At 49.6% G+C, this 25,801-nt stretch carries 24 protein-coding genes; 20 read left to right on the top strand and 4 right to left on the bottom strand.

Annotation, left to right across the window (positions count from 1 at the left end; genetic code table 11):
* Positions 1-3 precede the first annotated feature (3 nt).
* The 4 genes from RDP42_RS03775 (at position 4) to RDP42_RS03760 (ending at position 3,371) form a co-directional block, all read left to right on the top strand.
* Complete coding sequence (locus tag RDP42_RS03775; protein ID WP_308762597.1) at positions 4-1,038, top strand: DUF4831 family protein; 1,035 nt, start codon at positions 4-6, stop codon at positions 1,036-1,038.
* A gap of 568 nt (positions 1,039-1,606) precedes the next feature.
* Complete coding sequence (locus RDP42_RS03770; RefSeq protein WP_308762631.1) at positions 1,607-2,293, top strand: phosphatidylserine decarboxylase family protein; 687 nt, start codon at positions 1,607-1,609, stop codon at positions 2,291-2,293.
* Between the two features lie 43 nt (positions 2,294-2,336).
* A complete protein-coding gene (pssA, locus tag RDP42_RS03765; RefSeq protein WP_308762596.1) occupies positions 2,337-3,041 on the top strand; it encodes a CDP-diacylglycerol--serine O-phosphatidyltransferase in 705 nt (234 codons plus the stop codon).
* 51 nt (positions 3,042-3,092) lie between these two features.
* Entirely contained in the window at positions 3,093-3,371 is a 279-nt protein-coding gene (locus RDP42_RS03760) for a DUF4834 family protein (protein WP_308762595.1), read from the top strand.
* Positions 3,372-3,377: 6 nt separating this feature from the next.
* Here the strand turns inward: RDP42_RS03760 and RDP42_RS03755 are convergent, their stop codons facing one another.
* Both RDP42_RS03755 and RDP42_RS03750 read right to left on the bottom strand, forming a co-directional pair.
* Entirely contained in the window at positions 3,378-3,812 is a 435-nt protein-coding gene (locus RDP42_RS03755) for a nucleoside deaminase (protein ID WP_308762594.1), read from the bottom strand.
* Positions 3,813-3,814: 2 nt separating this feature from the next.
* The gene (locus tag RDP42_RS03750) at positions 3,815-4,048 is read right to left on the bottom strand and encodes a hypothetical protein (protein ID WP_308762593.1); all 234 of its coding nucleotides are present in this window, start codon (positions 4,046-4,048) and stop codon (positions 3,815-3,817) included.
* Between the two features lie 72 nt (positions 4,049-4,120).
* On the opposite strand from RDP42_RS03750, the gene RDP42_RS03745 reads away from it, so the two are divergent.
* The 4 genes from RDP42_RS03745 to pyrH all read left to right on the top strand — a co-directional run bounded on the left by RDP42_RS03745 (position 4,121) and on the right by pyrH (position 7,338).
* Complete coding sequence (locus RDP42_RS03745; RefSeq protein WP_308762592.1) at positions 4,121-4,489, top strand: YraN family protein; 369 nt, start codon at positions 4,121-4,123, stop codon at positions 4,487-4,489.
* Between the two features lie 17 nt (positions 4,490-4,506).
* Positions 4,507-5,244: a biotin--[acetyl-CoA-carboxylase] ligase gene (locus tag RDP42_RS03740; RefSeq protein WP_308762591.1), complete on the top strand. Its 738-nt coding sequence runs from the start codon at positions 4,507-4,509 to the stop codon at positions 5,242-5,244.
* Positions 5,241-6,557 carry an MATE family efflux transporter gene (locus RDP42_RS03735; RefSeq protein ID WP_308762590.1) on the top strand — a complete coding sequence of 439 codons (1,317 nt, stop codon included), beginning with the start codon at positions 5,241-5,243 and terminating at the stop codon, positions 6,555-6,557. The genes RDP42_RS03740 and RDP42_RS03735 overlap by 4 nt, the downstream gene beginning before the upstream one ends.
* A gap of 70 nt (positions 6,558-6,627) precedes the next feature.
* Positions 6,628-7,338 carry a UMP kinase gene (gene pyrH / locus RDP42_RS03730; protein WP_177865661.1) on the top strand — a complete coding sequence of 237 codons (711 nt, stop codon included), beginning with the start codon at positions 6,628-6,630 and terminating at the stop codon, positions 7,336-7,338.
* A 66-nt stretch (positions 7,339-7,404) separates the two neighbouring features.
* Here the strand turns inward: pyrH and RDP42_RS03725 are convergent, their stop codons facing one another.
* Complete coding sequence (locus tag RDP42_RS03725; RefSeq protein ID WP_308762589.1) at positions 7,405-7,929, bottom strand: histidine phosphatase family protein; 525 nt, start codon at positions 7,927-7,929, stop codon at positions 7,405-7,407.
* A 172-nt stretch (positions 7,930-8,101) separates the two neighbouring features.
* Here RDP42_RS03725 and frr point away from each other — a divergent pair, with 172 nt between their 5' ends.
* The 12 genes from frr to RDP42_RS03665 all read left to right on the top strand — a co-directional run bounded on the left by frr (position 8,102) and on the right by RDP42_RS03665 (position 23,557).
* Positions 8,102-8,662, top strand: a complete 561-nt coding sequence (gene frr, locus RDP42_RS03720) for a ribosome recycling factor (protein ID WP_204475053.1) — start codon at positions 8,102-8,104, stop codon at positions 8,660-8,662.
* A gap of 76 nt (positions 8,663-8,738) precedes the next feature.
* Positions 8,739-9,674, top strand: a complete 936-nt coding sequence (rsgA, locus tag RDP42_RS03715) for a ribosome small subunit-dependent GTPase A (RefSeq protein WP_308762588.1) — start codon at positions 8,739-8,741, stop codon at positions 9,672-9,674.
* A 33-nt stretch (positions 9,675-9,707) separates the two neighbouring features.
* A complete protein-coding gene (locus RDP42_RS03710; RefSeq protein ID WP_308762587.1) occupies positions 9,708-10,784 on the top strand; it encodes an efflux RND transporter periplasmic adaptor subunit in 1,077 nt (358 codons plus the stop codon).
* Positions 10,785-10,795: 11 nt separating this feature from the next.
* Positions 10,796-13,828: an efflux RND transporter permease subunit gene (locus tag RDP42_RS03705; RefSeq protein WP_308762586.1), complete on the top strand. Its 3,033-nt coding sequence runs from the start codon at positions 10,796-10,798 to the stop codon at positions 13,826-13,828.
* Positions 13,825-15,147, top strand: a complete 1,323-nt coding sequence (locus RDP42_RS03700) for a TolC family protein (protein WP_308762585.1) — start codon at positions 13,825-13,827, stop codon at positions 15,145-15,147. Before RDP42_RS03705 ends, RDP42_RS03700 begins: the two co-directional genes overlap by 4 nt.
* Positions 15,148-15,199: 52 nt before the next feature.
* The gene (locus RDP42_RS03695; RefSeq protein ID WP_308762584.1) at positions 15,200-16,882 is read left to right on the top strand and encodes an amino acid permease; all 1,683 of its coding nucleotides are present in this window, start codon (positions 15,200-15,202) and stop codon (positions 16,880-16,882) included.
* A 96-nt stretch (positions 16,883-16,978) separates the two neighbouring features.
* A complete protein-coding gene (gene cysQ / locus RDP42_RS03690) occupies positions 16,979-17,788 on the top strand; it encodes a 3'(2'),5'-bisphosphate nucleotidase CysQ (protein WP_308762583.1) in 810 nt (269 codons plus the stop codon).
* Between the two features lie 13 nt (positions 17,789-17,801).
* A complete protein-coding gene (locus tag RDP42_RS03685) occupies positions 17,802-19,343 on the top strand; it encodes an SLC13 family permease (protein ID WP_308762582.1) in 1,542 nt (513 codons plus the stop codon).
* 28 nt (positions 19,344-19,371) lie between these two features.
* Positions 19,372-19,983, top strand: a complete 612-nt coding sequence (cysC, locus tag RDP42_RS03680) for an adenylyl-sulfate kinase (RefSeq protein WP_177865688.1) — start codon at positions 19,372-19,374, stop codon at positions 19,981-19,983.
* A 14-nt stretch (positions 19,984-19,997) separates the two neighbouring features.
* Positions 19,998-20,909, top strand: a complete 912-nt coding sequence (gene cysD / locus RDP42_RS03675; protein ID WP_148329772.1) for a sulfate adenylyltransferase subunit CysD — start codon at positions 19,998-20,000, stop codon at positions 20,907-20,909.
* A gap of 72 nt (positions 20,910-20,981) precedes the next feature.
* Positions 20,982-22,427, top strand: coding sequence for a sulfate adenylyltransferase subunit CysN (gene cysN / locus RDP42_RS03670; RefSeq protein WP_374046912.1), 1,446 nt, complete (start codon positions 20,982-20,984; stop codon positions 22,425-22,427).
* 23 nt (positions 22,428-22,450) lie between these two features.
* A complete protein-coding gene (locus tag RDP42_RS03665; RefSeq protein ID WP_308762580.1) occupies positions 22,451-23,557 on the top strand; it encodes a sulfotransferase in 1,107 nt (368 codons plus the stop codon).
* Positions 23,558-23,638: 81 nt separating this feature from the next.
* Here RDP42_RS03665 and RDP42_RS03660 read toward each other — a convergent pair whose 3' ends face one another.
* A complete protein-coding gene (locus RDP42_RS03660; RefSeq protein WP_308762579.1) occupies positions 23,639-25,399 on the bottom strand; it encodes an alpha-L-fucosidase in 1,761 nt (586 codons plus the stop codon).
* Positions 25,400-25,801: the final 402 nt, after the last annotated feature.

The following is a 25,801-nucleotide window of genomic DNA, read 5'->3' as shown; positions in this document are numbered from 1 at the left end:
AATATGAAAAGAGGAATCATCGCATTGGGACTGCTGGCCTCTCTGAGTGCCTATTCCCAGGAAAGCTACGTGCCACAGGAAGGTGAAGGCATCGTCTACTTTCTGCCGAAGACAAAAGTAGCCATCGACATTGTTGCTACGAAAGTAGATTATCAGCCAGGCGACTTCTGCCTCTATGCCAGCCGGTATCTGCGGTTGAATAATATCAGTACGAAACCCGAAACTCATTGGGAAATCAAAGACATCCACGTACGACTGGCAGGAGTACCCGACTCCACCAAGGCTTACATCATGAAGCTGAAAGACAAAAGCGTGGCTTCTAATATACAGCTGACAGACAACGGAATCGTGAAAGCCATCAACACGACCTCCACGGAGCAAGAATCGCTTCCCGACTACAAACTGGAAACGCCCCAGCCCCACGAAAATGCCAGCAAATATATGACCGAAGACATTCTCATGGCGGGTTCCAATGCCAAAATGGCCGAACTGACTGCTCGAGAAATCTATAACATCCGCGACAGCAAGAATCTTATCCTGCGCGGACAAGCAGACACCATGCCTAAAGACGGTGCCTCCCTGCAACTGGTCATCGACCAACTTAACAAGCAAGAGAAAGCACTGATGCAAGCCTTTACCGGCATTACCGACCGCACAGACAAGGTATTCACCATTTTGGTAGAACCGGGAGAAAACGTAAAGGAACAAATCGCCGCACGCTTCTCCACCCAGTTAGGAGTGCTCCCCACCAATAACCTCGCCGGAGACCCGATTTACGTTTCCGTACGCAACACCTCAAGCCTGCCCGTATCGGAAGACGGCAAGAAAAAGAAAAAAGACGGTATCATCTACAACGTACCGGGCAAAGGAAAAGTCACCGTCACCTATCAGGGCAAGAAGCTTTTCGATGACGAGATGTCGTTTACCCAGTTCGGCTATACCGAAGTGCTGGTAGACGGCCTGTTTGACAAGAAAGTCAATACCCGTGTCATATTCAACCCCACTACGGGTGGAATCGTGAAGATTGACAAGGACTGATTTTATCAGAATTTATAAAGATTAGGAATCCCGTTCTCTGTGTGCAATACCGGAGAACGGGATTTTTTATTGCCCCATCCTCCTATAACCGTAAAGTGGCATACCAAGCTGTGGCAAAGACGAAATCTTTACACAAATACCCACATTTTCCACATAAAGAGGATTTATTCCGGAACCCCCTCTCAAACCTCTCTTTTTCAGCCCATTTTCCTTCAAACGCCAAAAAGAATTCTCTGTTCCACACTGTGGGATACAAAAACCACAGTGTGGGATATATATTTCACACTGTGGGACACAAATCCCGCACTGTGAAACAGAGAATATGAAAGATGATTCAGAAGAAGATGCAAGGGAAAAATGAATTTAAGGAACCGTATGGAGAGAATATTTTATGTGGGACTTTCCTCTTTTTCACAAAGTAGCAAAAAGCTACAAAAATTACCCGTTTTTCCACCTTACAAAGAGGAAATCTTCGTTCCAAACCGTTTTTCTGTTGCCATAATTTGCAGAGTTCTTAAAATAGCCCTATCTTCGCACGATAAATACATGTAACTTTGTTATGACCCGAATGAACAAGATAAAGAAACTAAAAAAAATCCGACTTCATCACGAAGGTACCCACATACTGATTACCAGTGCAATCCTGTTACTCCTTATAAATATTGCCTTATACTGGGGAATAGAATGCAAAATACCATTCTATCTGGTAGCACTTGTAAGCATCATCGTCTACGGACTGATGGTCAACTTTTTCCGCTGCCCGATACGCTTGTTTAAAGGGGATACAGAAAAAACAGTCGTAGCACCGGCCGACGGACATGTGGTAGTCATTGAAGAAGTGGACGAACATGAATATTTCCATGACCGTCGACTGATGATTTCTATCTTCATGGGGATTACAAACGTACATGCCAACTGGTATCCGGTAGACGGGGTGGTGAAGCATGTAGACCACCACAACGGACGTTTCATGAAAGCCTGGCTGCCAAAAGCCAGCACAGAAAACGAGCGTTCGATGGTCGTCATTGACACGCCGGATGGCCATACGGTAATGGCCCGTCAGATTGCAGGAGCCGTAGCCCGGCGCATTGTCACTTATGCAGTGCCGGGAGAAGACTGCTACATTGACGAACACATGGGATTCATCAAGTTCGGGTCGCGGGTGGATGTGTATCTGCCGCTGGGCACAGAGGTATGTGTGTCGATGGGACAGAAAACAACCGGCAACGAAACGGTGATTGCCCGTCTGCCTTAACCCTGAAAAACGACATCTTTATACCTTATTTATATATAATATCATGGCTCACGCGATTATCCGGAATACTCCCAATACGATTACCAGCTGTAATCTGTTCTGTGGGTGTATAGCCTGCTACATGGCTTTCCATAGCAAATATGAATGGGCACTGCTTTTCATCGTACTGGGAGCGGTGTTCGATTTCTTCGACGGGATGACAGCCCGCCTGCTGCATGTGTCGTCACCCATCGGGAAAGAACTGGACTCGCTGGCCGACGATGTGACTTTTGGACTGGCACCGGCAGCCATTGCCTTCTCCTTGTTCAAGGAGGTACACTATCCGGATTTTCTCCTTCCCTTATCGGACATCATACCCTATACGGCTTTTCTGATTTCCGTATTCTCTGCCCTGCGACTGGCCAAGTTTAACCTGGACGAACGCCAGACGAGTTCATTCATCGGCATGCCAACTCCGGCCAATGCCTTGTTCTGGGGCTCACTCACCGTAGGAGCACACGACTTTCTGATTTCTGACAGCTTCAATGCCCTATACTTGTTTATCCTGGTACTTGTCATGTCATTGCTGCTGGTAGCCGAACTGCCCATGTTCTCTCTGAAATTTAAAGATTTGTCATGGGGACACAATAAGATAAGCTATATCTTCCTGATTGTCAGCATCCCGTTGCTGATTATCTTCCAATTGAGCGGATTTGCGGCAGTCATCGTATGGTATATTATTTTGTCTTTGCTGACACGCAAAAAATAGGCAGGGAATTGTGGCACGTTTTTTGTTTCTTCTAATTAAAAACGAAAGAAAATGTTCCATATTTTAGGCTTTATATTTTTCATCATATTAATCGTCCTGCTCATCGGACTGTTCATTCTGTCCAGAGTTGTCGGCATGATATTCGGATTCAAACGCCGTATGCAACGTAACGGCTCTACCCAACGGACCACTTATTCCTCCGGTTCCAGTCAGCCACAGGAAGACCACTTCGACTCTTATTCCAACGAAGGAAATACTTCCGTACGCCGACGGAAAAAGATTTTCGACAAAGAAGAAGGGGAATACGTGGATTTCGAAGAAATCAAATAACACTTTTCATCTTCTCTTTCGGAAGAAGTCTTTCATCAATCCGGCGCACTCGTCGGACAACACCCCTTTTACGACCACCGTCTTAGGGTGCAAGGCTTGCGGCGCATACCGCTGGTAACCTCTTTTCTCGTCTTCCGCCCCGAATACGAGACGTCCGACCTGCGCCCAGGCAATCGCCCCGGCACACATCACACAAGGTTCTACCGTCACATACAGGGTACAGTCGTTCAAGTATTTCGCCCCCAATGCATTGGCAGCTGCCGTCACTGCCTGCATCTCCGCATGCGCCGTCACATCGTGCAAGGTTTCAGTCAGGTTATGCGCACGCGCAATGATGCGGTCCCGGCAGACCACTACAGCCCCCACGGGTACCTCTCCTCGGCCTGCGGCCCGTGCAGCCTCAGCCAGCGCTTGTTTCATGTAAAAAGAATCGTCTGCCATGGTTATCTGCGCATGTCATGTTCCTTGAAAAGTGTGGGATAATCGTCTTCCATGTTCTGATGGATAAAGGACAAAACCGTCTCACGAAGCCAGCGTGCCTTGTTCGTTATCTGATACTTCTCCAGATAACGGTCCACAATCCGCACCTCTTCTTCGCTCATCAGGCAAACCATCCGCTGACGGCGGGGAGGATTGCTGACTGGTACTTTCTTTCTTTTTTTCCCGGCATTTACCATTTGTCCTGCAAAATTAGCGTATTCCGTTAAAATTGAAGCATAAAAATGCGTATTTTTGCAAAAAAGCAGAAAATGGCACTACATAATGACCTGGGAAAAGAAGGTGAAGACGCTGCGGTAGACTACTTGACCCAAAAAGGGTATGAAATCAGGCACCGGGACTGGCACTCCGGGCACCGCGATCTGGACATCGTGGCGCAAAAAGACGGTACCCTGGTCATCGTGGAAGTGAAAACCAGAAGGGACGACCGCTTCGGACAGCCGGAAGAAGCCGTGGACAACCGGAAAATACGGAGCATTGTGGCTTCTGCTGATGCGTATGTCCGGAAATTCGCCATCGACCTTCCTGTCCGCTTCGACCTCATTACCGTGGTGGGGATACAGCCTCCTTTCCGGATAGAACACATCGAGGATGCTTTCTTCCCGCCTGTGTGGAACTAATTAATGCATAAAAAGTCATGAAATATCCCGAACCTATTGTACTGGCAGAAACCACTTCTACCAACTCTTATTTGTCGGACCTTTGCAATGCGCAGACGTGTCCGGAACTCACCAGTGTATATTCTTCTTTCCAGTCGGCCGGCCGCGGACAACGGGGCAACAGCTGGGAGTCGGAAGCAGGCAAGAACCTGCTCTTCAGTTTTGTGCTGTATCCGGACTTTCTGGAGGCACACCGCCAGTTCTATCTGTCACAAGTCACTGCCCTGGCCTTGTATGATGTACTGTCGAGTCATACGGAAGGCATCTCCATCAAATGGCCCAACGATATCTACTGGAGAGACCAAAAGATTTGCGGCACCCTGATTGAAAATGACCTGACCGGTATCCACATCAGCCGTTCCATCTCGGGCACCGGGGTGAACCTGAATCAGGAACGTTTCTACAGCGATGCCCCCAATCCGGTCTCCTTATGCCAGATTACAGGCAACCGGTATGACGTCCGTGAGATTTTAGAGCAAATCATGGACAAGGTCGCCGACTATTACCAACGGCTGAAGGAAGGACAGACTGACTTACTGGAAACGCGTTATAAGGAAGCCCTCTATCGCAAAGAAGGCTTACACCCGTTCCAGGACAAAAACGGACAGTTCCAGGCCCGTATCGTGGACATCGAACCCAACGGTCGCCTGATATTGGAAGACGCACAAGGAAACATAAGAGGTTATTTATTCAAGGAAGTGGAGTACATCTTATGAAGACGACCGACAGACAAATTCTGCACATCGCCCTGCCCTCCATCGTGTCCAACATCACCGTCCCGCTGCTGGGACTGATTGACGTCACCATTGTAGGCCACCTGGGAGCGGCTTCCTACATCGGGGCCATCGCCGTGGGAGGCATGCTGTTCAATATGATTTACTGGCTCTTCGGCTTTCTCCGTATGGGCACAGGAGGACTCACCGCCCAGGCCTACGGCCGGCACGACTTGCAGGAATCTACCCGAATCCTGCTCCGCTCACTGAGCATCAGCCTGCTGCTGGCTCTTGCCCTGCTGATCTTGCAATTTCCCATCCGCAGCTTAGCTTTTACCTTCATCGATACGAGTGAAGAGGTACAGAAGCTGGCCACGCTGTATTTCCATATCTGTATCTGGGGAGCTCCGGCCACCTTAGGGCTCTACGGGTTCAACGGTTGGTACATCGGCATGCAGAACTCCCGTTTCCCGATGTTCATCGCCATTACCCAAAACATTGTCAACATTGCTGCCAGCCTGTTTTTCGTCTTCTCCCTCGGCATGAAAGTGGAAGGAGTGGCCCTTGGCACCCTTGTGGCACAATATGCAGGACTGGGAATGGCCTGCCTGCTCTGGCTTATCTACTATCGTCCGCTTCGGAAATACTTGCACCAGAAAGGTTTGTTCGACCGAACCGAAATGAAACGCTTCTTCCAGGTAAATCGGGATATCTTCTTCCGTACCCTCTGCCTGATTGCCGTGACCGTCTTTTTCACCTCCACGGGAGCCGCATACGGCGATGTGGTACTGGCAGTGAACGCCTTGCTCATGCAATTGTTCACCCTCTTTTCCTACTTCATGGACGGATTTGCCTACGCGGGAGAAGCCCTCACCGGGAAATACATCGGAGCACGGAACCACAAGGCCCTGATACAAACCGTAAAACATCTTTTCAAGTGGGGCATTTCTCTTTCCCTGCTGTTTACCCTGCTCTACGGATTGGGAGGAAAAGGATTTCTCGGCCTGTTGACGGATGATGCCTCTGTCATAACTGCGTCCGAAGAATATATTTACTGGGTATTGGCCATCCCACTGGCCGGTTTCTCCGCCTTTTTGCTCGACGGGGTCTGCATCGGGGCCACGGCTACCCGCCTCATGCTGATTGCCATGCTGGTTGCCTCCGCCAGCTTCTTCCTCCTTTACTACGGCCTGCACCACACGCTGGAAAACCATGCCCTCTGGATGGCTTTCATCGTGTACCTGGCGCTGCGGGGTATCGTGCAAGGAATCATCCTTTACCGAAAGCAGCTTACAGGCTTACATCCCTTGTCATAGTTTTCATCACAAAGCGGGGATATCCGAAATTATTACTAACTTTGTACCAACTAATAAAACAACTACGATTATGGCAAAATTCAAACGCATCCTGTTAAAACTCAGCGGCGAAAGCTTGATGGGAGAAAAAAAATACGGTATTGACGAAAAGCGCCTGGGCGAATATGCACAGCAGATTAAGGAAATCCATGACATGGGGGTACAAATTGGTATCGTCATCGGTGGAGGTAACATTTTCCGCGGATTATCAGGAGCCGGGAAAGGCTTCGACCGTGTGAAAGGCGACCAGATGGGTATGCTGGCTACAGTTATCAACAGCTTGGGACTGAGTTCTGCCTTGGTGGCTGCCGGCGTGAAGGCACGCGTACTGACCGCCATCCGCATGGAACCTATCGGTGAATTCTATACCAAATGGAAAGCCATTGAGGCCATGGAAAACGGAGAAGTAGTCATCATGTCAGCCGGTACAGGTAATCCGTTCTTCACCACCGACACCGGCTCTTCACTGCGAGGCATTGAAATTGAAGCCGACGTGATGCTGAAGGGTACCCGCGTGGACGGAATCTATACCGCCGACCCGGAAAAAGACCCGACTGCTACGAAGTTTGACGACATTACATACGATGAAGTATTGTCACGCGGCCTGAAGGTTATGGACCTGACCGCTACCTGCATGTGCAAGGAAAACAACCTGCCAATCATTGTATTCGACATGGATACTGTAGGTAACCTGAAGAAAGTGATGTCGGGCGAAAACATCGGTACACTGGTACACAATTGATTATCCAATCCTTTTAAATAAACAGACGGCAAGGAATAGCGAACCACTGTTCCTTGCCGTTTTTATTTATTCACGTGTCAGTTCATATTGGTGGAATTCGGCATTTTTCATCAAGGGAACCGTACGAAGATCAGCCAATGCCACCCCTTTTATCCGGGCTTCCAAGCTGCGGTTGATTTGCCCGTGCGCCACGACCAGTACCCGCTTCCCGTCATAATGCTGCCACAGATACTCCAAAAAAGTTCCAGCACGGTCATACAACATTTGAGGAGTCTCCACTCCGACAGGCGGATGACTCAAATCCACGCTGCCCACTGTCAGTCCAGTCCATGGCCCCCAGTCGATTTCCCGCAACAAAGCGGTCTGCTGCCACGGCAGATGTCGGTCGCCCACGGCCAGCTGTACTGTATCCACCACCCGCTTCAGGTCACTGCTCACCACCGCATCCAGCGGAATCTCGCGCAGAGCCTGTCCCAGTTCCACCGCCTGCCGCTTGCCTTCTTCCGTCAAGGTACCCGGTAAATGCCCCTGAAAAATCCGACTCAAATTCTCTTCCGTCTGTCCGTGACGGGCCAAATAAAGTGTAATCATAAACCGTACTGATTTTTAAGTTGACAAACAAAGATAAGAAGTTTCCGGCAAGTTTCGGGCCAGACAGACACAAACTTATGTTCCGAAGTATTGCAAGAGAATAAAAAATAGCTTATTTTTGTTCACATAAATACTTATCAGAGAATATAAAACCTATAAATGCAAGAAATATATGGCAGATTCTAAAACTATTATCAGCGAAGCTGAAGAGAAAATGGATATGGCAATCATGTACCTGGAAGACGCGCTGGCTCACATCCGTGCCGGAAAAGCCGACGTACGTCTGCTGGACGGTATCCGCGTAGACTCTTACGGAAGCATGGTGCCCATCAATAACGTAGCCGCAGTGACTACTCCCGACGCACGCAGCATTGCCATCAAACCGTGGGACAAGAGCATGTTTCGCATCATTGAAAAGGCGATTATCGACTCTGAGCTGGGTATCATGCCGGAAAACAACGGTGAAATCATCCGCCTGGGCATCCCGCCGTTGACCGAGGAACGCCGTAAACAACTGAGCAAGCAGTGCAAAGGCGAAGGAGAAACTGCCAAGGTAAGCATCCGCAACGCACGCCGCGACGCCATCGATGCCTTGAAGAAAGCCGTAAAAGACGGTATGCCGGAAGACGAACAGAAGAACTCGGAAGCCAAGTTGCAGAAAGTACACGACAAGTACATCAAGCAAATTGACGACATGCTGGCTGCCAAGGACAAAGAAATCATGACAGTATAAATTTTATTCACCCCCATAAGAGGAGAGAGGGAACCGTCAGGATTTCTTCCCTCCTCTTTTTTTAAATTTACATCTATTGGAAAAAGGTCTGGTCATTAAAAATACAGGAAGCTGGTATCTGGTCAAAACCGACGAGGGAAAGCTGATTGAATGTAAGATAAAAGGAAATTTCCGCCTGAAAGGAATACGCAGCACAAACCCTATCGCCGTGGGCGACCGGGTACAAATCAATGTCAATGCGGAAGGGACCGCATTCATTACCGAAATAGAAGACCGGAAAAACTACATCATCCGCCGTTCTTCGAATCTTTCCAAACAATCGCACATCATTGCGGCCAACCTGGACCAGTGCATGCTGGTGGTCACAGTGAACTATCCGGAAACTTCCACCATCTTCATCGACCGTTTCCTGGCCTCCGCTGAAGCCTATCGCGTGCCGGTCTGCCTGGTATTCAACAAAGTGGACCGCTACACGGAAGAGGAATTGCATTACCTGGAGGGACTGATTCACCTGTACACCCATATCGGATATCCTTGCTACCGGATTTCTGCACTGGAAGGTACTGGCATAGAGGAAATCAAACAAGCCCTGCAAGGCAAGGTGACCTTGTTCTCCGGACATTCCGGTGTAGGAAAGTCCACCCTCATCAATGCCATCCTACCGGAACAGAATGTCAAGACGGGCGAAATATCCACGGCACACAACAAAGGCATGCACACCACCACTTTTTCCGAAATGTTTCCGGTGGAAGGCGACGGATACATCATCGATACCCCGGGCATCAAAGGGTTCGGTACCTTTGACATGAAAGACGAGGAAGTGGGACACTACTTCAAGGAAATATTCGAATTCTCCGCACACTGCAAATACGGGAACTGCACCCACCGCCACGAGCCGGGCTGCGCCGTACGCGAAGCCGTGGAGAACCACTACATCAGCGAGTCACGGTATGCCTCTTACCTGAACATACTGGAAGATAAAGAGGAAGGGAAATACCGATCGGCCTATTAACCTATTTAACCTCAAACCTTACGAAAAACACACATGGACAAACGAATCAAATGGGGAATCATCGTATTGATAGGAGCAGGCATCGTCGCCCTGGCCATTCATACGTTTACTCCTGGAAAGAATGAAGAACTGGAAGCCGCTGAAAAGCAAGTACCGACCGACAAGTCAAAGGCACTCAATGTAAATGCCAAAATACTGAAACCACACTTGCTCACCGACCAGCTGTTTGTCAGCGGCAGGCTGATACCGGATGAGGAAGTAGACTTGTCGTTTGAAACTTCCGGGAAAATCACGAGCATTGATTTTACGGAAGGTTCTTTCGTGTCCAAAGGACAACTACTGGCCAAAGTAAATGACAGCCAATTGCAGGCCCAGCTGAAACGGCTGGAAGCCCAAATGCCGCTGGCCGAAGACCGTGTGTTCCGCCAGAATGCCTTGCTACAGCGTGATGCGGTCAGCAAGGAAGCGTATGAGCAGGTGAAAACGGAACTGGCTACCCTGAATGCAGACATCGAGAACGTGAAAGCAAACATAGCCATGACGGAACTCCGGGCCCCGTTCGACGGCATCATCGGATTGCGGCAGGTCAGTTTAGGAGCCTACGCCTCCCCCACAACGGTCATTGCCAAGTTGACGAAAATCACGCCACTCAAAGTGGAATTTGCCGTACCGGAGCGTTATGCCCGTGAAATCAAGAAAGGTACAAACCTGACTTTCAAGATTGAAGGACGACTGGAAGCTTTCAACTCGCAGGTCTATGCCACGGAATCACGCATCAACGAAGAAACCCATACGCTGACCGTCCGCGCCCTCTATCCGAACCGGAACGGAGAACTGTTGCCCGGACGCTATGCGGATATCGAACTGAAGCAGAAAGAAATTCACAATGCCATCGCCATTCCGTCGGAAGCCATCGTCCCTGAAATGGGAAAGAACAAGGTATTCCTGTACCGTTCGGGAGTAGCTGAACCCGTGGATGTGGAAATCGGCATTCGTACAGAAGCAGAAGTACAGATACTGAAAGGACTGTCGGCCGGAGATACCATCCTGACCTCCGGTACCTTGCAGCTGCGTACCGGCATGCCGGTAATTCTTGACCAAATCGATTAACTTTCTGCCTTATGAACATCTCCGAACTTAGTATACGAAGGCCCGTATTGGCCACTGTGCTCACCATCATCATCCTGCTTTTCGGACTGATTGGTTACACCACCTTAGGGGTACGCGAATACCCGTCAGTGGACAATCCCATCATTTCCGTGACCTGCAGTTACCCGGGAGCGAACGCAGAAGTGATTGAAAACCAGATTACGGAACCGCTGGAACAGAACATCAACGGAATTCCGGGCATCCGTTCTTTGTCAAGCACCAGCCAACAGGGACAATGCCGCATCACCGTGGAATTCGAACTGTCGGTCGACCTGGAAACCGCGGCCAATGACGTGCGTGACAAAGTGTCGCGCGCCCAGCGCTACCTGCCCCGCGACTGCGACCCTCCTACCGTATCCAAAGCCGACGCCGATGCCAGCCCCATCCTCATGGTGGCCATACAAAGTAACACCCGTTCCTTGCTGGAACTGAGTGAAATTGCCGACCTAACCGTCAAGGAGCAACTGCAAACCATTCCCGACGTGAGCAGCGTCTCCATTTGGGGAGAAAAGCGTTACTCCATGCGCTTGTGGCTCGACCCAGTCAAGATGGCTGGCTACGGCATTACGCCCGTGGATGTCAAGAACGCCATCAACGACCAAAACCTGGAACTGCCTTCTGGTAGCATTGAAGGGAACACCGTGGAACTGACCCTGCGCACCATGGGACAGATGCATACGGCCAAGGAGTTCAACAGCATCATCCTGAAAGAACAAAACGGACAGGTGGTACGTTTCAGTGACATCGGTTACGCGGAACTGGGACCGGCCGACCTGAAGAGCTACATGAAGATGAACGGAGTGCCCATGGTAGGTGTTGTCGTCATTCCTCAACCGGGCGCCAACCACATCGACATTGCCGACGCCGTGTACGAACGCATGGAACAGATGAAGAAGGACCTGCCCGATGACGTGGAATACACGTACGGTTTCGACAACACCCGCTTTATCCGTGCCTCCATTGCAGAAGTGGAAAGTACCGTGTACGAGGCTTTTGCACTGGTTATCATCATTATCTTCCTTTTCCTGCGCGACTGGCGTGTCACCTTGATTCCCTGTATCGTGATTCCGGTCTCCCTCATCGGTGCCTTCTTCGTGATGTACATTGCCGGATTCTCCATCAACGTGCTCACCATGCTGGCTGTCGTTCTGTCAGTGGGATTGGTGGTCGACGACGCCATCGTGATGACCGAAAACATCTATATCCGCATCGAGAGAGGCATGAAACCGTTTGAGGCAGGTATTGAGGGAGCCAAAGAAATTTTCTTTGCCGTGATTTCCACCACCATTACCTTGGCCGCCGTGTTCATCCCGATTGTCTTCATGGAAGGAACCAGCGGACGCCTCTTCCGCGAATTCAGTTTCGTAGTAGCCGGCTCCGTCATTATCTCAGCCTTCTCGGCCTTAACCTTCACCCCGATGCTGGCTACCAAACTGCTAAAACGCCGAGAAAAGCAGAACTGGTTTTACCGGAAAACAGAACCTTTTTTTGAAGGCATGAACCGTCTGTACTCCCGTTCACTCCAGGCCTTTCTGCGCAAGCGTATCATCGCTATCCCATTCATTCTGATTACCCTAGCCCTCATCGGCTACTTATGGAACCATATTCCAGCCGAAATGGCTCCATTGGAAGACCGCTCGCAAATCAACATCCGGACCAGTGCGGCCGAAGGAGCCAGCTATGAATACATCCGTGACTATACGGAAGAAATCAATACCCTGGTGGATTCTATCGTGCCGGATGCGGCTTTTATCACCGCCCGCGTATCAAGTGGAAGCGGAAACATCCAAGTCACTCTGAAAGACATCAAGGAACGCGATTACACCCAGATGGAAGTAGCTGAAAAAATCTCCAAGGCTATCCGTACACACACCAAAGCCCGTTCCTTCGTGCAGCAGCAGTCTTCTTTCGGCGGACGAAGAGCCAGCATGCCGGTACAATACGTGCTTCAGGCCGTCAGTATTGAAAAACTACAGGAGGTATTGCCGGAGTTCCTGGCTCAGGTGTACGACAACCCTACCTTCCAGATGGCTGACGTGGACCTGAAATTCAGCAGTCCGGAAATGCGTGTCAATATCAACCGCGACAAAGCCGGTACCATGGGAGTAAGTGTGCGCGACATCGGAGAAACCTTGCAATATGGGTTGAGCGGGCAGCGCATGGGCTATTTCTACATGAACGGAAAGCAATACGAGATTCTCGGACAAATCAACCGTCAGCAACGTAACCAACCCGCCAACATCAAGTCGATTTATATCCGGAACGACAAGGGAGAGATGATACAGCTGGACAACTTAGTGGAATTTGTGGAAGCCGTGGCACCTCCCAAACTGTATCATTATAACCGTTTCATCTCGGCCACCATTTCTGCAGGACTGGCCGAAGGCAAAACCATCGGAGACGGTCTGGACGAAATGGACAAGATTGCCGACAAGGTATTGGATGACACGTTCCGCACCGCCTTGTCGGGCGACTCCAAGGAATACCGCGAAAGTTCCTCCAGCCTGATGTTCGCCTTCATCCTGGCTCTGATTTTGATTTACCTGATTCTTTCGGCCCAGTTTGAAAGTTTCAAGGACCCGCTCATCATCATGCTTACCGTGCCGCTGGCCATTGCCGGTGCCCTGGTCTTCATGTACTTCGGCGACATCACGATGAACATCTTCAGTCAGATTGGTATCATCATGCTGATTGGACTGGTGGCCAAGAACGGTATCCTGATTGTGGAATTTGCCAATCAGAAACAGGAGGCGGGCGAAGAAAAGATGCTGGCCATCCGCGATGCGGCCCTCCAGCGCCTGCGCCCTATCCTGATGACCAGTGCCTCTACCATCCTCGGCCTGTTGCCACTGGCCTTCGCTTCGGGCGAAGGGGCCAACCAGCGCATCGCCATGGGAGTGGCTGTAGTGGGCGGTATGCTGGTTTCTACCTTCCTGACCATGTACATCGTACCGGCCATTTATTCTTATATATCGACTAACCGCACTAAAAAAGAAAAGAAATGAGAATACGGGCTTTTTATCTTGCATTTTTATTGCTCGGCCTGGGACTTTCGGCGCAGGCCCAGTACACCTATACCTTGAAACAATGCCTGGAAGAAGGATTGGCCAACAACTATTCGCTCCGCATCACCCGCAACGAAGAACAGGTAAGTAAGAACAACGCTACCTTAGGAAATGCGGGGTACCTGCCTACGGTGGATTTGACCGCTGGCTATACCGGCAATGCGGACAACAGCAACAGCCAGTCGCGTGAGACAGGAGAAACTACCAAGCTCCGTGGCGTATACGACCAGACTCTGGATGCGGGTATCGACTTGAACTGGACGATTTTCGACGGATTCAACATCAGCACCACTTACAAGCAGCTGAAAGAACTCGAACGACAAGGAGCCACCAACACCCGGATTGCCATCGAGGATTTTATCGCCACCCTCACGGCAGAATACTATAACTACATCCAACAGGAAATCCGATTGAAGAACTTCCGCTATGCCGTGTCGCTGTCACGGGAACGTCTGCGCATCGTGGAAGAACGCTACCACATCGGTAACTTCTCCCGACTGGATTACCAGCAGGCCACGGTGGACTTCAATGCCGACCGTGCACAGTATATCAAGCAAAGGGTACTGGTACACACCTCGCGCATCAACCTGAACGAGCTGATGGCCGCCAAAGATATGGACCGCCCCATCAGTGTGAAAGACTCGGTGATTGACGTCAACGAAAACCTGGATTTCAATGCTTTATGGGAGGGTACCCTCCAAGCCAACTCCAGTTTGCTACAAGCTGATCAAAATACCGTGCTGGCCCAACTGGATTATAAAAAAGTATTGTCGCGCAACTATCCATATGTACGGTTGAATGCAGGTTACGGTTATACCTTAAATAAATACGATGTCAATGCTACCCGCCAGCGAAGTAACTGGGGATTCAGCGGTGGCATCACCGTGGGATTCAACATCTTTGACGGTAACCGGCGACGGGAAAAACGGAATGCCAGCCTCGCCATCCGCAACGCCCAGCTGGCCCGCGACGAACTGGAACAAGGACTCCGGGCCGACCTGAGTAACCTGTGGCAGGCCTACCGCAACAACATCCGACTGTTGAACTTGGAACGGCAAAACCTGATTTCAGCCAAAGAGAACCATGAGATAGCCAAAGAACGTTACCTGCTGGGAGATTTGTCCGGAATCGAAATGCGTGAAGCACAGAAAAGCCTCCTTGATGCGGAAGAGCGTATTCTTTCCGCAGAATATGATACGAAGATGTGTGAAATCTCTTTGCTGCAACTTAGTGGAAAGGTGACACAATACCTGAAATAAATATTTCATATTTTTTTGTATCTTTGCCCCACAATTCACAAATACAGCAAAAATGGGGCTTTTTATTCGAAAAAGTATTGAGGCTTTGCAAGCAGAAGCCAAAGAAACAGGAAGCGGCACGCTAAAACGTGTGTTAGGTCCTGTCAGCCTGGTGGCTCTCGGAGTGGGAGTCATTATTGGAGCCGGTCTGTTTTCCATTACCGGTACCGTGGCGGCTTCTTATACAGGTCCAGCCATCACGCTTTCGTTCATCATTGCAGCCATCGGATGCTGCTTTGCCGGGCTCTGCTACGCAGAATTTGCCTCCATGATTCCTGTATCAGGAAGTGCCTATACCTATTCATACGCCACCATGGGCGAACTCATCGCCTGGATTATTGGGTGGGACCTTGTGCTCGAATATACCGTAGCCGCTACGACAGTCAGTATCAGCTGGAGCCGTTACATGACCGTATTCCTACAAGGAATAGGCATTGATCTCCCTCAAGCGTTCACGGCCTGTCCGTGGGACGGAGGTATTGTCAATATTCCTGCCATGGTCATTGTGGTACTCATGAGCCTGATTCTGATGCGGGGTACTGCCGGAAGTTCGTTCTTCAACGGACTGATTGTCTTCCTGAAGATTGCGGTGATTCTGATTTTCGTCGTACTGGGCTGGCGTTTCATCCAAAGTGACAATTACGTACCTTACATACCTGCCAACACCGGTAAATTGGGAGAATTTGGTATTTCGGGTATTTTCCGAGGGGCCGCCATCGTCTTCTTCGCCTTTTTAGGGTTTGATGCGGTGAGTACCGCAGCCCAGGAAACCAAAAACCCCAAACGAGATATGCCTATCGGTATTTTGGTATCCTTATTAGTATGTACCATTTTATATATTCTCTTTGCTCATGTCATGACGGGAGTGGCTCACTACACCGATTTCAGTGGACAAGTGGGCATCGCCCCGGTAGCCGTAGCCATCGAGAAAATGGGATACCCTGATGCCCAAGGCATCATCCAACCGGTTTATCCATGGTTGAACAAGGCCATCATCCTGGCCATTTTGTTCGGCTACTGCTCGGTCATCATGGTTACCCTGCTCGGACAAAGCCGTGTTTTCCTGAGTATGAGCCGCGACGGACTATTACCTCCGTTCTTTTCCAAAATCAATCCCCGTTTCCGCACACCGGTCCATAGCAATGCCTTGTTCATGGTCGTAGTCAGCCTGCTGGCCGGTTTCATTCCAGCCCAAGTTGCCGGCGAAATGACCAGTATCGGTACACTGCTGGCCTTCACCCTGGTCTGTGCTGCCATATTGATAGTACGTAAAACCATGCCCCATGTACACCGGGCTTTCAAAACCCCGTTCGTCCCCTTTGTACCCATCATGGGCATCCTCACCTGCCTGTGCATGATGAGCTTTCTTCCAGCCGATACCTGGATACGACTGGTACTGTGGATGCTCATCGGCCTGGATGTATATGCGTCTTATGGTATCCACCACAGCAAACTGGAACCTGGACGAAAACACCGTAAAGGAGATATGGTATTAAACCTTACGGGATTGATTTTGTCAGTACTGAGTGTAGTAACCGGATTGTGGCACCAGCAAACCGTAGGATGGGACGAAGATAAAACCCTGCTAATCATTTCCTTTGTGTTTGCCTTCACCCATTGTGCTTACTACATGTGGCGAATTTGGAAACATCCTCACGACAAGTTCCATTCACTTGATAAAGAGGTAGTTTCTTAAAAGAAGTTATAAAAATAGGACAGGAACAAAAAAAACGAATAATCAACCATAAACGATATTTAAAAAAGCTGTTATTTTACAGCGATTTATACTATCATGGATAAAAATATATTATATACTGCCATCCAGGCCGCACTTACCGCCGGAGCAGAAATTATGTCGGTGTATACAGACCCGAACGCAGATTTTGAAATAGAGAGAAAAGCAGACAATTCTCCGCTAACCATTGCCGACCGCAAATCGCATGCTGTCATTACCAAAGCATTGGCTTCCACTCCCTACCCCTTACTGAGTGAAGAAGGGGCCAAAATAGCGCCTGAAGAAAGACAGCAATGGAAAGAACTCTGGATTGTCGACCCATTGGACGGCACCAAGGAATTCATTAAACGAAACGGCGAATTTACCGTCAACATTGCATATGTAAAGGACGGTCGCCCCGAAGCAGGAGTCATTTATATCCCTGTCAAAAAGGAACTCTATTTTGCCGACACCACCTTAGGAGCCTACAAGATAGACCACATCACGGAAACCGGTGAATATACTTCCTTGGATGCGCTGATTGCTCATGCGCACCGTTTGCCGTATACGAACCGAACCAACCAAAACTTTATCATCGTCGCTTCCCGTTCACACCTGACTCCTGAGACGGAAGCCTATATCCACGAAATGCAGCAGAAGCATGCACAGGTAGAAACCATCTCCAAAGGAAGTTCCCTGAAATTGTGCCTCATCGCAGAAGGCAACGCCGATGTATATCCTCGTTTTGCCCCGACCATGGAATGGGATACCGCTGCCGGCCATGCCATTATCCGTGCTTCCGGGAAGGAAGTGTATCAGGCTGGGAAAAAAGAGCCACTACAATACAACAAAACAGACTTGCTGAACCCTTGGTTCATAGCAGAATAACCCAACTATTTGTATGTCTATCGAGATTCTTATCGTACTTTTTTCACTTGTGGCCATGCTGGTCGCATTGATTATGGACAAGATGCGGCCGGGAATGATTCTATTCTCGGTTGTCGTCGTCTTCCTCTGCACCGGCATTCTCACCCCGAAAGAAATGCTGGAAGGCTTCAGCAACAAAGGAATGATTACGGTCGCCTTACTGTTTCTGGTCAGTGAAGGAGTACGTCAAAGCGGTGCCTTGACCCAGCTTATCAAAAAGCTACTTCCCCAGCAGACAACCTCCGTCTTCCGGGCACAGGCGCGCATGCTGCCCAGCATCGCTTTCATATCAGCCTTTCTGAACAATACACCAGTGGTGGTCATATTTGCCCCCATCATCAAGCGGTGGGCTAACTATGTCAAGCTTCCGGCCACTTACTTTCTGATTCCATTGTCATACGTGACAATTCTCGGTGGTATCTGTACGCTGATTGGTACCTCTACCAACTTGGTGGTACACAGCATGATTCTCGATGCCGGAATGAAAGGATTCAGCATGTTCGAGCTGGGTAAAGTAGGTGTATTCATCGCTTTGGCAGGCATTATCTACCTGTTTCTGTTCTCTAAGAAATTATTACCCGCCAACCGTCCGGACACAGCCAATGAAGAAGAGAACGACTCTTCACGGCATTTGGTAGAAGCTGTCATCGGTCCCCGTTTCCCGGGTATCAACAAGACGGTCAGCGAATTCGACTTCAAGCGTCATTATGGAGCGGAAGTAAAAGAACTTCGCCGTAACGGACGTACCTATACCAACCTGAGCAAAGTCAGTTTCCGCGAAGGCGATACATTGGTGGTACTGACAGACGACAGCTTTATCCAGACATGGGGAGAATCTTCTGTCTTCCTGATGCTGGCCAACGGAAAAGAATACGAACCGGCCGGAAAGAAAAAGCGCTGGTTTACCCTCTTCCTGCTCCTGTTCATGATTGTGGGAGCCACCATCGGTGAACTGCCGGGCATTGAGAAATTCCTTCCCGAAGGCATCAAACTGGATATGTTCTTTTTCGTATCCATCACCACGGTCATCATGGCATGGGCCAAGATATTCCCGCCTCAGAAATATACCAAATATATATCCTGGGACATTCTGATTACCATTGCCTGTGCCTTTGCCATCAGCAAAGCCATGGAGAACTCCGGAGTGGCCGACTTGCTGGCCGGTTACATTATCAGCCTGAGCCATGACTACGGTCCTTATGTGTTGCTGGCCGTGCTGTTCATCATTACGAACATCTTTACGGAACTGATTACCAACAATGCGGCGGCGGCCCTGTCCTTCCCCATTGCCCTGTCACTGTCCACCCAGTTGGGAGTCAATCCCATGCCGTTCTTCGTGGTCATCTGCATGGCAGCCTCGGCCAGTTTCTCCACCCCTATCGGCTATCAGACCAACCTGATTGTACAAGGTATAGGAAACTACAAGTTCACCGACTTCGTCCGCATCGGACTGCCGCTGAACATCATCACGTTCCTGATATCGGTCTTTCTCATCCCGCTGATATGGCCGTTTTAAAACAGATATAAACAGACAACCTTACAATATGAACGATTCAAAAGCAACTCATATCTATCCGATATTCGACCGCATGCTGGGACGTGCAGATAAGGAAGAGCTCCTTCACCAGCACGGACTTATGATCTGGTTCACCGGACTGAGTGGTTCGGGAAAGAGCACCATCGCCATCGCCCTGGAACGCGAACTGCAACAACGTGGACTGTTGTGCCGCATTCTTGACGGAGACAACATCCGCAGCGGCATCAACAACAACCTGGGCTTTTCAGCCGAAGACCGGGTAGAGAATATCCGACGCATTGCCGAAGTGGGCAAGCTGTTTGTCGATACCGGTATCATTACCTTGGCAGCTTTCATCAGCCCCAATAACGAAATCCGAGAAATGGCCGCCCGCATCATCGGGAAAGACGATTTTCTGGAAATCTACGTCAGCACCCCGCTGGAAGAATGTGAGCGCCGCGATGTAAAAGGCCTGTACGCCAAGGCCCGCCGGGGAGAAATCAAAAACTTCACCGGCATTTCGGCTCCATTCGAGGCACCGGCGCATCCGGCCCTTTCGCTCGACACCTCCAAACTGTCACTCAAAGAATCCGTCGACCAGCTGCTCGACCTGATTCTTCCCAAAGTCACTAAAAAATAAATTATATATTAGCCATGCAAGAAGAATATAAATTAAGCCACTTAAAAGAACTCGAAGCCGAGTCCATTCATATCATCCGTGAAGTGGCTGCCGAATTTGAGAATCCGGTGATGCTCTACAGCATTGGAAAAGACTCATCCGTCATGGTCCGTCTGGCAGAAAAAGCCTTCGCTCCGGGAAAAGTTCCTTTTCCTCTGATGCACATCGATTCCAAATGGAAATTCAAGGAAATGATTCAGTTCCGCGATGAATACGCTAAAAAATACGGCTGGAACCTGATTGTGGAAAGCAACATGGAAGCCTTCCGCGCAGGCGTAGGCCCCTTCACTCACGGAAGTAAGGTACACACCGACCTGATGAAAACCCAGGCCCTGCTGCACGCCCTCGACAAATACAAATTCGATGCTGCCTTCGGAGGTGCACGCCGTGACGAGGAGAAATCACGTGCCAAGGAACGTATCTTCTCTTTCCGTAACGAGTTCCACCAGTGGGACCCCAAGAACCAGCGTCCGGAACTTTGGGACATCTACAATGCCCGCATCCGCAAAGGAGAAAGCATCCGTGTGTTCCCGTTGAGTAACTGGACCGAACTGGATATCTGGCAGTACATCCGTCTGGAGAATATCCCCATCGTACCGTTGTATTTCGCGAAGGTACGTCCGGTGGTCAACATCGACGGACAGTTGATTATGCCCGATGACGACCGTCTGCCGGAAAAATACCGCGACAAGATTGAAATGAAGAAAATCCGTTTCCGTACCTTGGGATGCTGGCCGCTGACAGGCGCCATTGAAAGCGAAGCCGACACCATCGAAAAGATTGTGGAGGAAATGATGACCACCACAAAGAGTGAACGTACCACCCGTGTCATCGACTTCGACCAGGAAGCCAGTATGGAACAAAAGAAACGTGAAGGATATTTTTAATTACGCAACGACATGGAACATTTAGATAAAAGCAAATCAGGCAACCCGATGGAAGGAGAAGCCAGAGGCAAGATGTCTATCGAGGAATTCCTGAAAAAAGACGAACAAAAGGACCTGCTCCGTTTTCTGACCGCAGGTTCAGTTGACGACGGAAAGTCCACCCTGATCGGACGTCTGCTGTTCGACAGTAAGAAATTGTATGAAGACCAGCTCGATGCCCTGGAACGCGACAGCAAGCGTATGGGTAACGCCGGCGAACACATCGACTATGCCCTACTGCTCGACGGACTGAAAGCCGAACGTGAACAAGGTATCACCATCGACGTAGCTTACCGTTATTTCTCTACCAACAACCGTAAGTTCATCATTGCCGACACTCCGGGACACGAACAATATACCCGTAACATGATTACTGGCGGTTCGACTGCCAACCTGGCCGTCATCCTGGTAGATGCCCGTACCGGCGTCATCACCCAGACTCGCCGCCATACCTATCTGGTATCCTTGCTGGGTATCAAGCACGTGGTACTGGCTGTCAACAAGATGGACCTGGTAGACTACTCCAAAGAAGTGTTCGACAAGATTGTAGCCGACTATATAGCCTTCATTACCCCGCTGGGTATCCCCGACGTACAGTGCATTCCGCTGTCAGCCTTGGAAGGAGACAATGTGGTAGCAAAATCCGACCGTACCCCTTGGTACAAAGGCCCCGCCCTGTTGGAATTCCTGGAAACCGTCCACATCGGTAACGACCATAACCTGAAAGACTTCCGCTATCCGGTACAGTATGTGCTTCGTCCGAATCTCGACTTCCGTGGTTTCTGCGGAAAGGTAGCTTCCGGCGTGGTACACAAAGGTGATGAGGTAGTAGCCCTGCCTTCCGGCAAGCGTTCGCACATCAAGAGCATCGTGACTTACGACGGAGAACTCGACTATGCCTTCCCGCCGATGTCTGTCACCTTGACCCTGGAAGACGAAATTGACGTATCCCGTGGTGAAATGCTGGTACACCCCGACAACATGCCGATGATTGGACGTAACTTCGAAGCCATGCTGGTATGGATGGACGAAGAAAAGATGGACATGGAGAAATCTTTCTTCCTGAAACAGACCACCAACACCAGCCGTACCCGCATTGACAGTATCAAGTACAAGGTAGATATCAACACCATGGAACACCTGTCTGTGGAAAACGGACGCCTGGCCAAGGAAGATGTGCCCATGCAGCTCAACCAAATTGCTCATGTGGTACTGACTTCTTCCAAGGAGTTGTTCTTCGACCCTTATACCAAGAACAAAGCTACGGGTGCCTTCATCCTGATTGACCCGATTACCAACAACACCAGTGCCGTGGGTATGATCATCAACCAGGTGGCCGACAAAGACATGCACAACCAGATGGAACTGCCTGTCCTCAACCTGCCGAAACTGGGCATCGGTCCGGAACATTACGAAGCCATTGAACGTGCCGTAAAAGAACTGGAACGTCAGGGCATTGCCGTGGAAATCAAAAAATAATCTATTAACCCTCAAAACAGATTATGGGACTACTTGAATTTAATAAACTCCCCATCAATACCCTGGTAGGAGCCGACTGGAAGACCTTCAACCAGATTACTGCCGGACGTACCATCGACCCGGCGTACAAAGGCAAATACCGCCTGACCAAGGCCGTATGCCGTCTGTTGTCCACCCTGGTTCCCTTGCAGAACAAACGGTATGAAAAGCTGCTGGCCGACAATCCCCTGGAACACGACCCTGTGTTCATTCTCGGACACTGGCGCAGCGGAACCACCTTCATGCACAACGTGTTCTCCTGCGACAAGCATTTTGGCTACAACACCACCTATCAGACAGTGTTTCCGCACCTGATGATGTGGGGACAACCCTTCTTCAAGAAGAACATGAGCTGGCTGATGCCGGACAAACGTCCGACCGATAACATGGAGCTGGCCGTCGACCTTCCACAGGAAGAAGAGTTTGCCCTGGCCAACATGATGCCTTACACGTACTACAACTTCTGGTTCCTGCCGAAATACATGCAGGAATACGCCGACAAATACCTGCTATTTGATGACATCAGTGACGCCGAACTGAAAGTGTTTGAGGAAACCTTCACCAAACTGATCAAGATTTCCTTGTGGAACACCCACGGCACACAATTCCTCAGCAAGAACCCACCGCACACCGGACGCGTGAAAGAACTGGTGAAGATGTTCCCGAACGCCAAGTTCATCTACCTGATGCGTAATCCGTACACGGTATTCGAATCAACCCGCAGTTTCTTCACCAACACCATCCAGCCGTTGAAATTGCAGGACATCAGTAACGAAGAACTGCAGACCAACATCCTTTCTGTCTACGCCAAGCTGTATCACAAGTACGAGGCCGACAAGAAGTTCATTCCGGAAGGTAACTTGGTGGAAGTCCGTTTTGAGGATTACGAGAAGAACGCCTTCGATATGACGCAGGAGATTTACCAGAAACTGAACCTCCCCGGCTTTGACGAAGCCCGTGCCGACATCGAAGCATACGTCAACAAGAAGAAAGGGTACAAGAAAAACAAATACCAATACAAGCCTGAGACCGTCGAACTGGTTGAAAAGAACTGGTCGTTCGCCTTGGAGCAGTGGGGGTATAAACTGTAAACTTACCAGACTATACTACAAAAAAAATGCGGGACACTCATATCCCGCATTTTTCGTTTCAAACCCTACAGACGGCTTTCCTCATTCACATACAATTCTAAACCCTACAGCCGTCTTCAAAGAAGCAGACTTCGGATACACAATACGCAATCCGTCTGCCTCCTGTTTCCACTCTAATTTATTACCTTTTACACCCAACAGTTCTACTGAAGTCACCTTCTTCTTTTCCACTGTGGAGTTCGTACCCAAAGACACAATCTTCAAAGTCTCTCCCGGTTTCGGCACCGTCATGCACCAGGCATACAAAGCTTTGTCTTTTCCTACCGTAAAACGGAAATCCGTAGAATAGAAGATATGATTAGCCTGACTGCCTCCGATGAATCCACCCGGCAACACATTCAGCTTGCCGTCCTTACCTTCACCCAATACACACCAAGCGGAACTGCCGTAAATGCCTTGTCCGTTCACCCGCATCCATTGACCGACCTCTTTCAGCATCTTCACGCAACCTTCATCCAATGAGCCGTCTGGACGCAGCGGAATAGAAACACCCACCGAACCATCACGCGCTACAATCTCCAGCAGATAACGTATCATCGCATCTGAACTGTATACGAAATTCGGGCCATAGAACCAGTCGCCTACCGGGGTTTCCGCAATCCAAGCCTGGTCGGTCTTGATATTCTCAGGAATTCCCGATTCACACGTATTCACCGTACCGTTCGTCTGCTTGCGGAACTTCACGATGCTGAACACATCCACCTTTCCACGACGGGCCAGTGTCTTATTATAAAAATCCGCAATCACCCGCTGCATGGCGTCACACTTGTATCCCGTACCCGTACCGGAACCGCTGAAAGGCTGCTGGTCCGTACCATCCGTATAAATGAAATCCGGGTTATATTTATCCACGGCATCCATCATGCGCAAGGCCCACCATTTCGCATACCATTTCGCATACGCCAGATGCCCGCTAAAAATGCCAGCCTTGGGAGGTGACCAAGGCGAGTTGGCTGCCTCAGCCACTGTTTCATATTCTCTCAAATTGATGCCGTAAAGGTATCTGGGGTCCAGTCCTTCCCACCATTTTCCTTTTCCATCAGCTAATGTCAGGTGTCCGTCATACGGTACTCCCTTCTTGTCGCCCTTCGTATCACACTGAAAAGCCGTCTGCCACCACCACCAAGAGTATTCATGATGGAAAGTGAGTCCGAAACGGATATCCGCCTCTCTTGCCGCTTTCTCCCACTCACCAATCAAGTCCCGTTTCGGTCCCAGGCGGGTGGCATTCCAAGCCTGATATTTGGAGTTCCATAAGTCGAACTGGTCATGGTGTACCCCCTGAATAATCAGAAAACGTGCGCCGGCATCCTTGTAAATATCCACTAATTCTTTAGGATTGAACTTCTTCGGGTTCCAGTCGCGTAGCACCTCCTTGTAGCCCACTTCCGAAGGATGTCCGTAATTCTTCAGGTGATTCTCGTAAGCCGGCGTCCCTTCCACATACATTTTGCGGGCATACCAGTCGCCACTTTCTCCGGCCGACTGCGGTCCGAAGTGAATCCATATCCCGAACTTGGAATCCCGCAACCATTCGGGCGTACCCGGATAATTGGACTCTATCGATGCCCACGTGGGCTCATACGGCCCGGCAGTAATTGGTAAATCCAGTTTCACTTCCTCAAAAGTCTGGCTGTCCCCCATCGGAACAGAGTTTTCCGGCAGCGGTTTATGCACTGACGGCATGGGTTCCAACTGATAGTTCACCCCACTGGCCTGCTGAGAAAAAGCCGTTGCACAGGCTCCCAGCCACAAACAGCTTAATAATACAAATTGATTCATGCCTATTTTTCGTTCTCTAAAAATTTACAATTTGCTTTTTTACGGATAATCCCGTAATTCGATTTACAAAAACAAATGTAGATAGAAAACCTTGAAACAAGATAGGATGAAAATGTGGGATTATAGGAGGAAATCGATTAAACTACGTTTTACCGAAAAAATAATAAAATCTAACAAAGTAGAAGCAAGCAATGTAAAATAAACTGTTCCATGCATTATTTCTCTCCAGAAAACTCATCGGTCGGAGAACGACCAACGCCAAAGGGCTGCCTCCAAAAACACAAATAACTATAAAATAGATGCTCCTTACTAAAGGTAAGCATTCGGACAAATGCACCTTTTACACCTTGAGGTTTGATTGTAGCTTTGCGGCAGCGAATACAATCAAACCTCAATTATTAT

The sequence above is a fragment of the uncultured Bacteroides sp. genome, assembly GCF_902472605.1.
Taxonomy (GTDB): domain Bacteria; phylum Bacteroidota; class Bacteroidia; order Bacteroidales; family Bacteroidaceae; genus Phocaeicola.
The sequence above is the reverse complement of the archived record's forward strand: the minus strand, read 5'-3'. Positions and strand labels throughout refer to the sequence as shown.

Bases quoted from the DNA above. Each gene is read 5' to 3' on its own strand.
- RDP42_RS03775 (WP_308762597.1), top strand. From the start codon at position 4: ATGAAAAGAGGAATCATCGCATTGGGACTGCTGGCCTCTCTGAGTGCC.
- RDP42_RS03770 (WP_308762631.1), top strand. From the start codon at position 1,607: ATGAACAAGATAAAGAAACTAAAAAAAATCCGACTTCATCACGAAGGT.
- pssA (WP_308762596.1), top strand. From the start codon at position 2,337: ATGGCTCACGCGATTATCCGGAATACTCCCAATACGATTACCAGCTGT.
- RDP42_RS03760 (WP_308762595.1), top strand. From the start codon at position 3,093: ATGTTCCATATTTTAGGCTTTATATTTTTCATCATATTAATCGTCCTG.
- RDP42_RS03755 (WP_308762594.1), bottom strand. From the start codon at position 3,812: ATGGCAGACGATTCTTTTTACATGAAACAAGCGCTGGCTGAGGCTGCA.
- RDP42_RS03750 (WP_308762593.1), bottom strand. From the start codon at position 4,048: ATGGTAAATGCCGGGAAAAAAAGAAAGAAAGTACCAGTCAGCAATCCT.
- RDP42_RS03745 (WP_308762592.1), top strand. From the start codon at position 4,121: ATGGCACTACATAATGACCTGGGAAAAGAAGGTGAAGACGCTGCGGTA.
- RDP42_RS03740 (WP_308762591.1), top strand. From the start codon at position 4,507: ATGAAATATCCCGAACCTATTGTACTGGCAGAAACCACTTCTACCAAC.
- RDP42_RS03735 (WP_308762590.1), top strand. From the start codon at position 5,241: ATGAAGACGACCGACAGACAAATTCTGCACATCGCCCTGCCCTCCATC.
- pyrH (WP_177865661.1), top strand. From the start codon at position 6,628: ATGGCAAAATTCAAACGCATCCTGTTAAAACTCAGCGGCGAAAGCTTG.
- RDP42_RS03725 (WP_308762589.1), bottom strand. From the start codon at position 7,929: ATGATTACACTTTATTTGGCCCGTCACGGACAGACGGAAGAGAATTTG.
- frr (WP_204475053.1), top strand. From the start codon at position 8,102: ATGGCAGATTCTAAAACTATTATCAGCGAAGCTGAAGAGAAAATGGAT.
- RDP42_RS03710 (WP_308762587.1), top strand. From the start codon at position 9,708: ATGGACAAACGAATCAAATGGGGAATCATCGTATTGATAGGAGCAGGC.
- RDP42_RS03705 (WP_308762586.1), top strand. From the start codon at position 10,796: ATGAACATCTCCGAACTTAGTATACGAAGGCCCGTATTGGCCACTGTG.
- RDP42_RS03700 (WP_308762585.1), top strand. From the start codon at position 13,825: ATGAGAATACGGGCTTTTTATCTTGCATTTTTATTGCTCGGCCTGGGA.
- RDP42_RS03695 (WP_308762584.1), top strand. From the start codon at position 15,200: ATGGGGCTTTTTATTCGAAAAAGTATTGAGGCTTTGCAAGCAGAAGCC.
- cysQ (WP_308762583.1), top strand. From the start codon at position 16,979: ATGGATAAAAATATATTATATACTGCCATCCAGGCCGCACTTACCGCC.
- RDP42_RS03685 (WP_308762582.1), top strand. From the start codon at position 17,802: ATGTCTATCGAGATTCTTATCGTACTTTTTTCACTTGTGGCCATGCTG.
- cysC (WP_177865688.1), top strand. From the start codon at position 19,372: ATGAACGATTCAAAAGCAACTCATATCTATCCGATATTCGACCGCATG.
- cysD (WP_148329772.1), top strand. From the start codon at position 19,998: ATGCAAGAAGAATATAAATTAAGCCACTTAAAAGAACTCGAAGCCGAG.
- cysN (WP_374046912.1), top strand. From the start codon at position 20,982: ATGTCTATCGAGGAATTCCTGAAAAAAGACGAACAAAAGGACCTGCTC.
- RDP42_RS03665 (WP_308762580.1), top strand. From the start codon at position 22,451: ATGGGACTACTTGAATTTAATAAACTCCCCATCAATACCCTGGTAGGA.
- RDP42_RS03660 (WP_308762579.1), bottom strand. From the start codon at position 25,399: ATGAATCAATTTGTATTATTAAGCTGTTTGTGGCTGGGAGCCTGTGCA.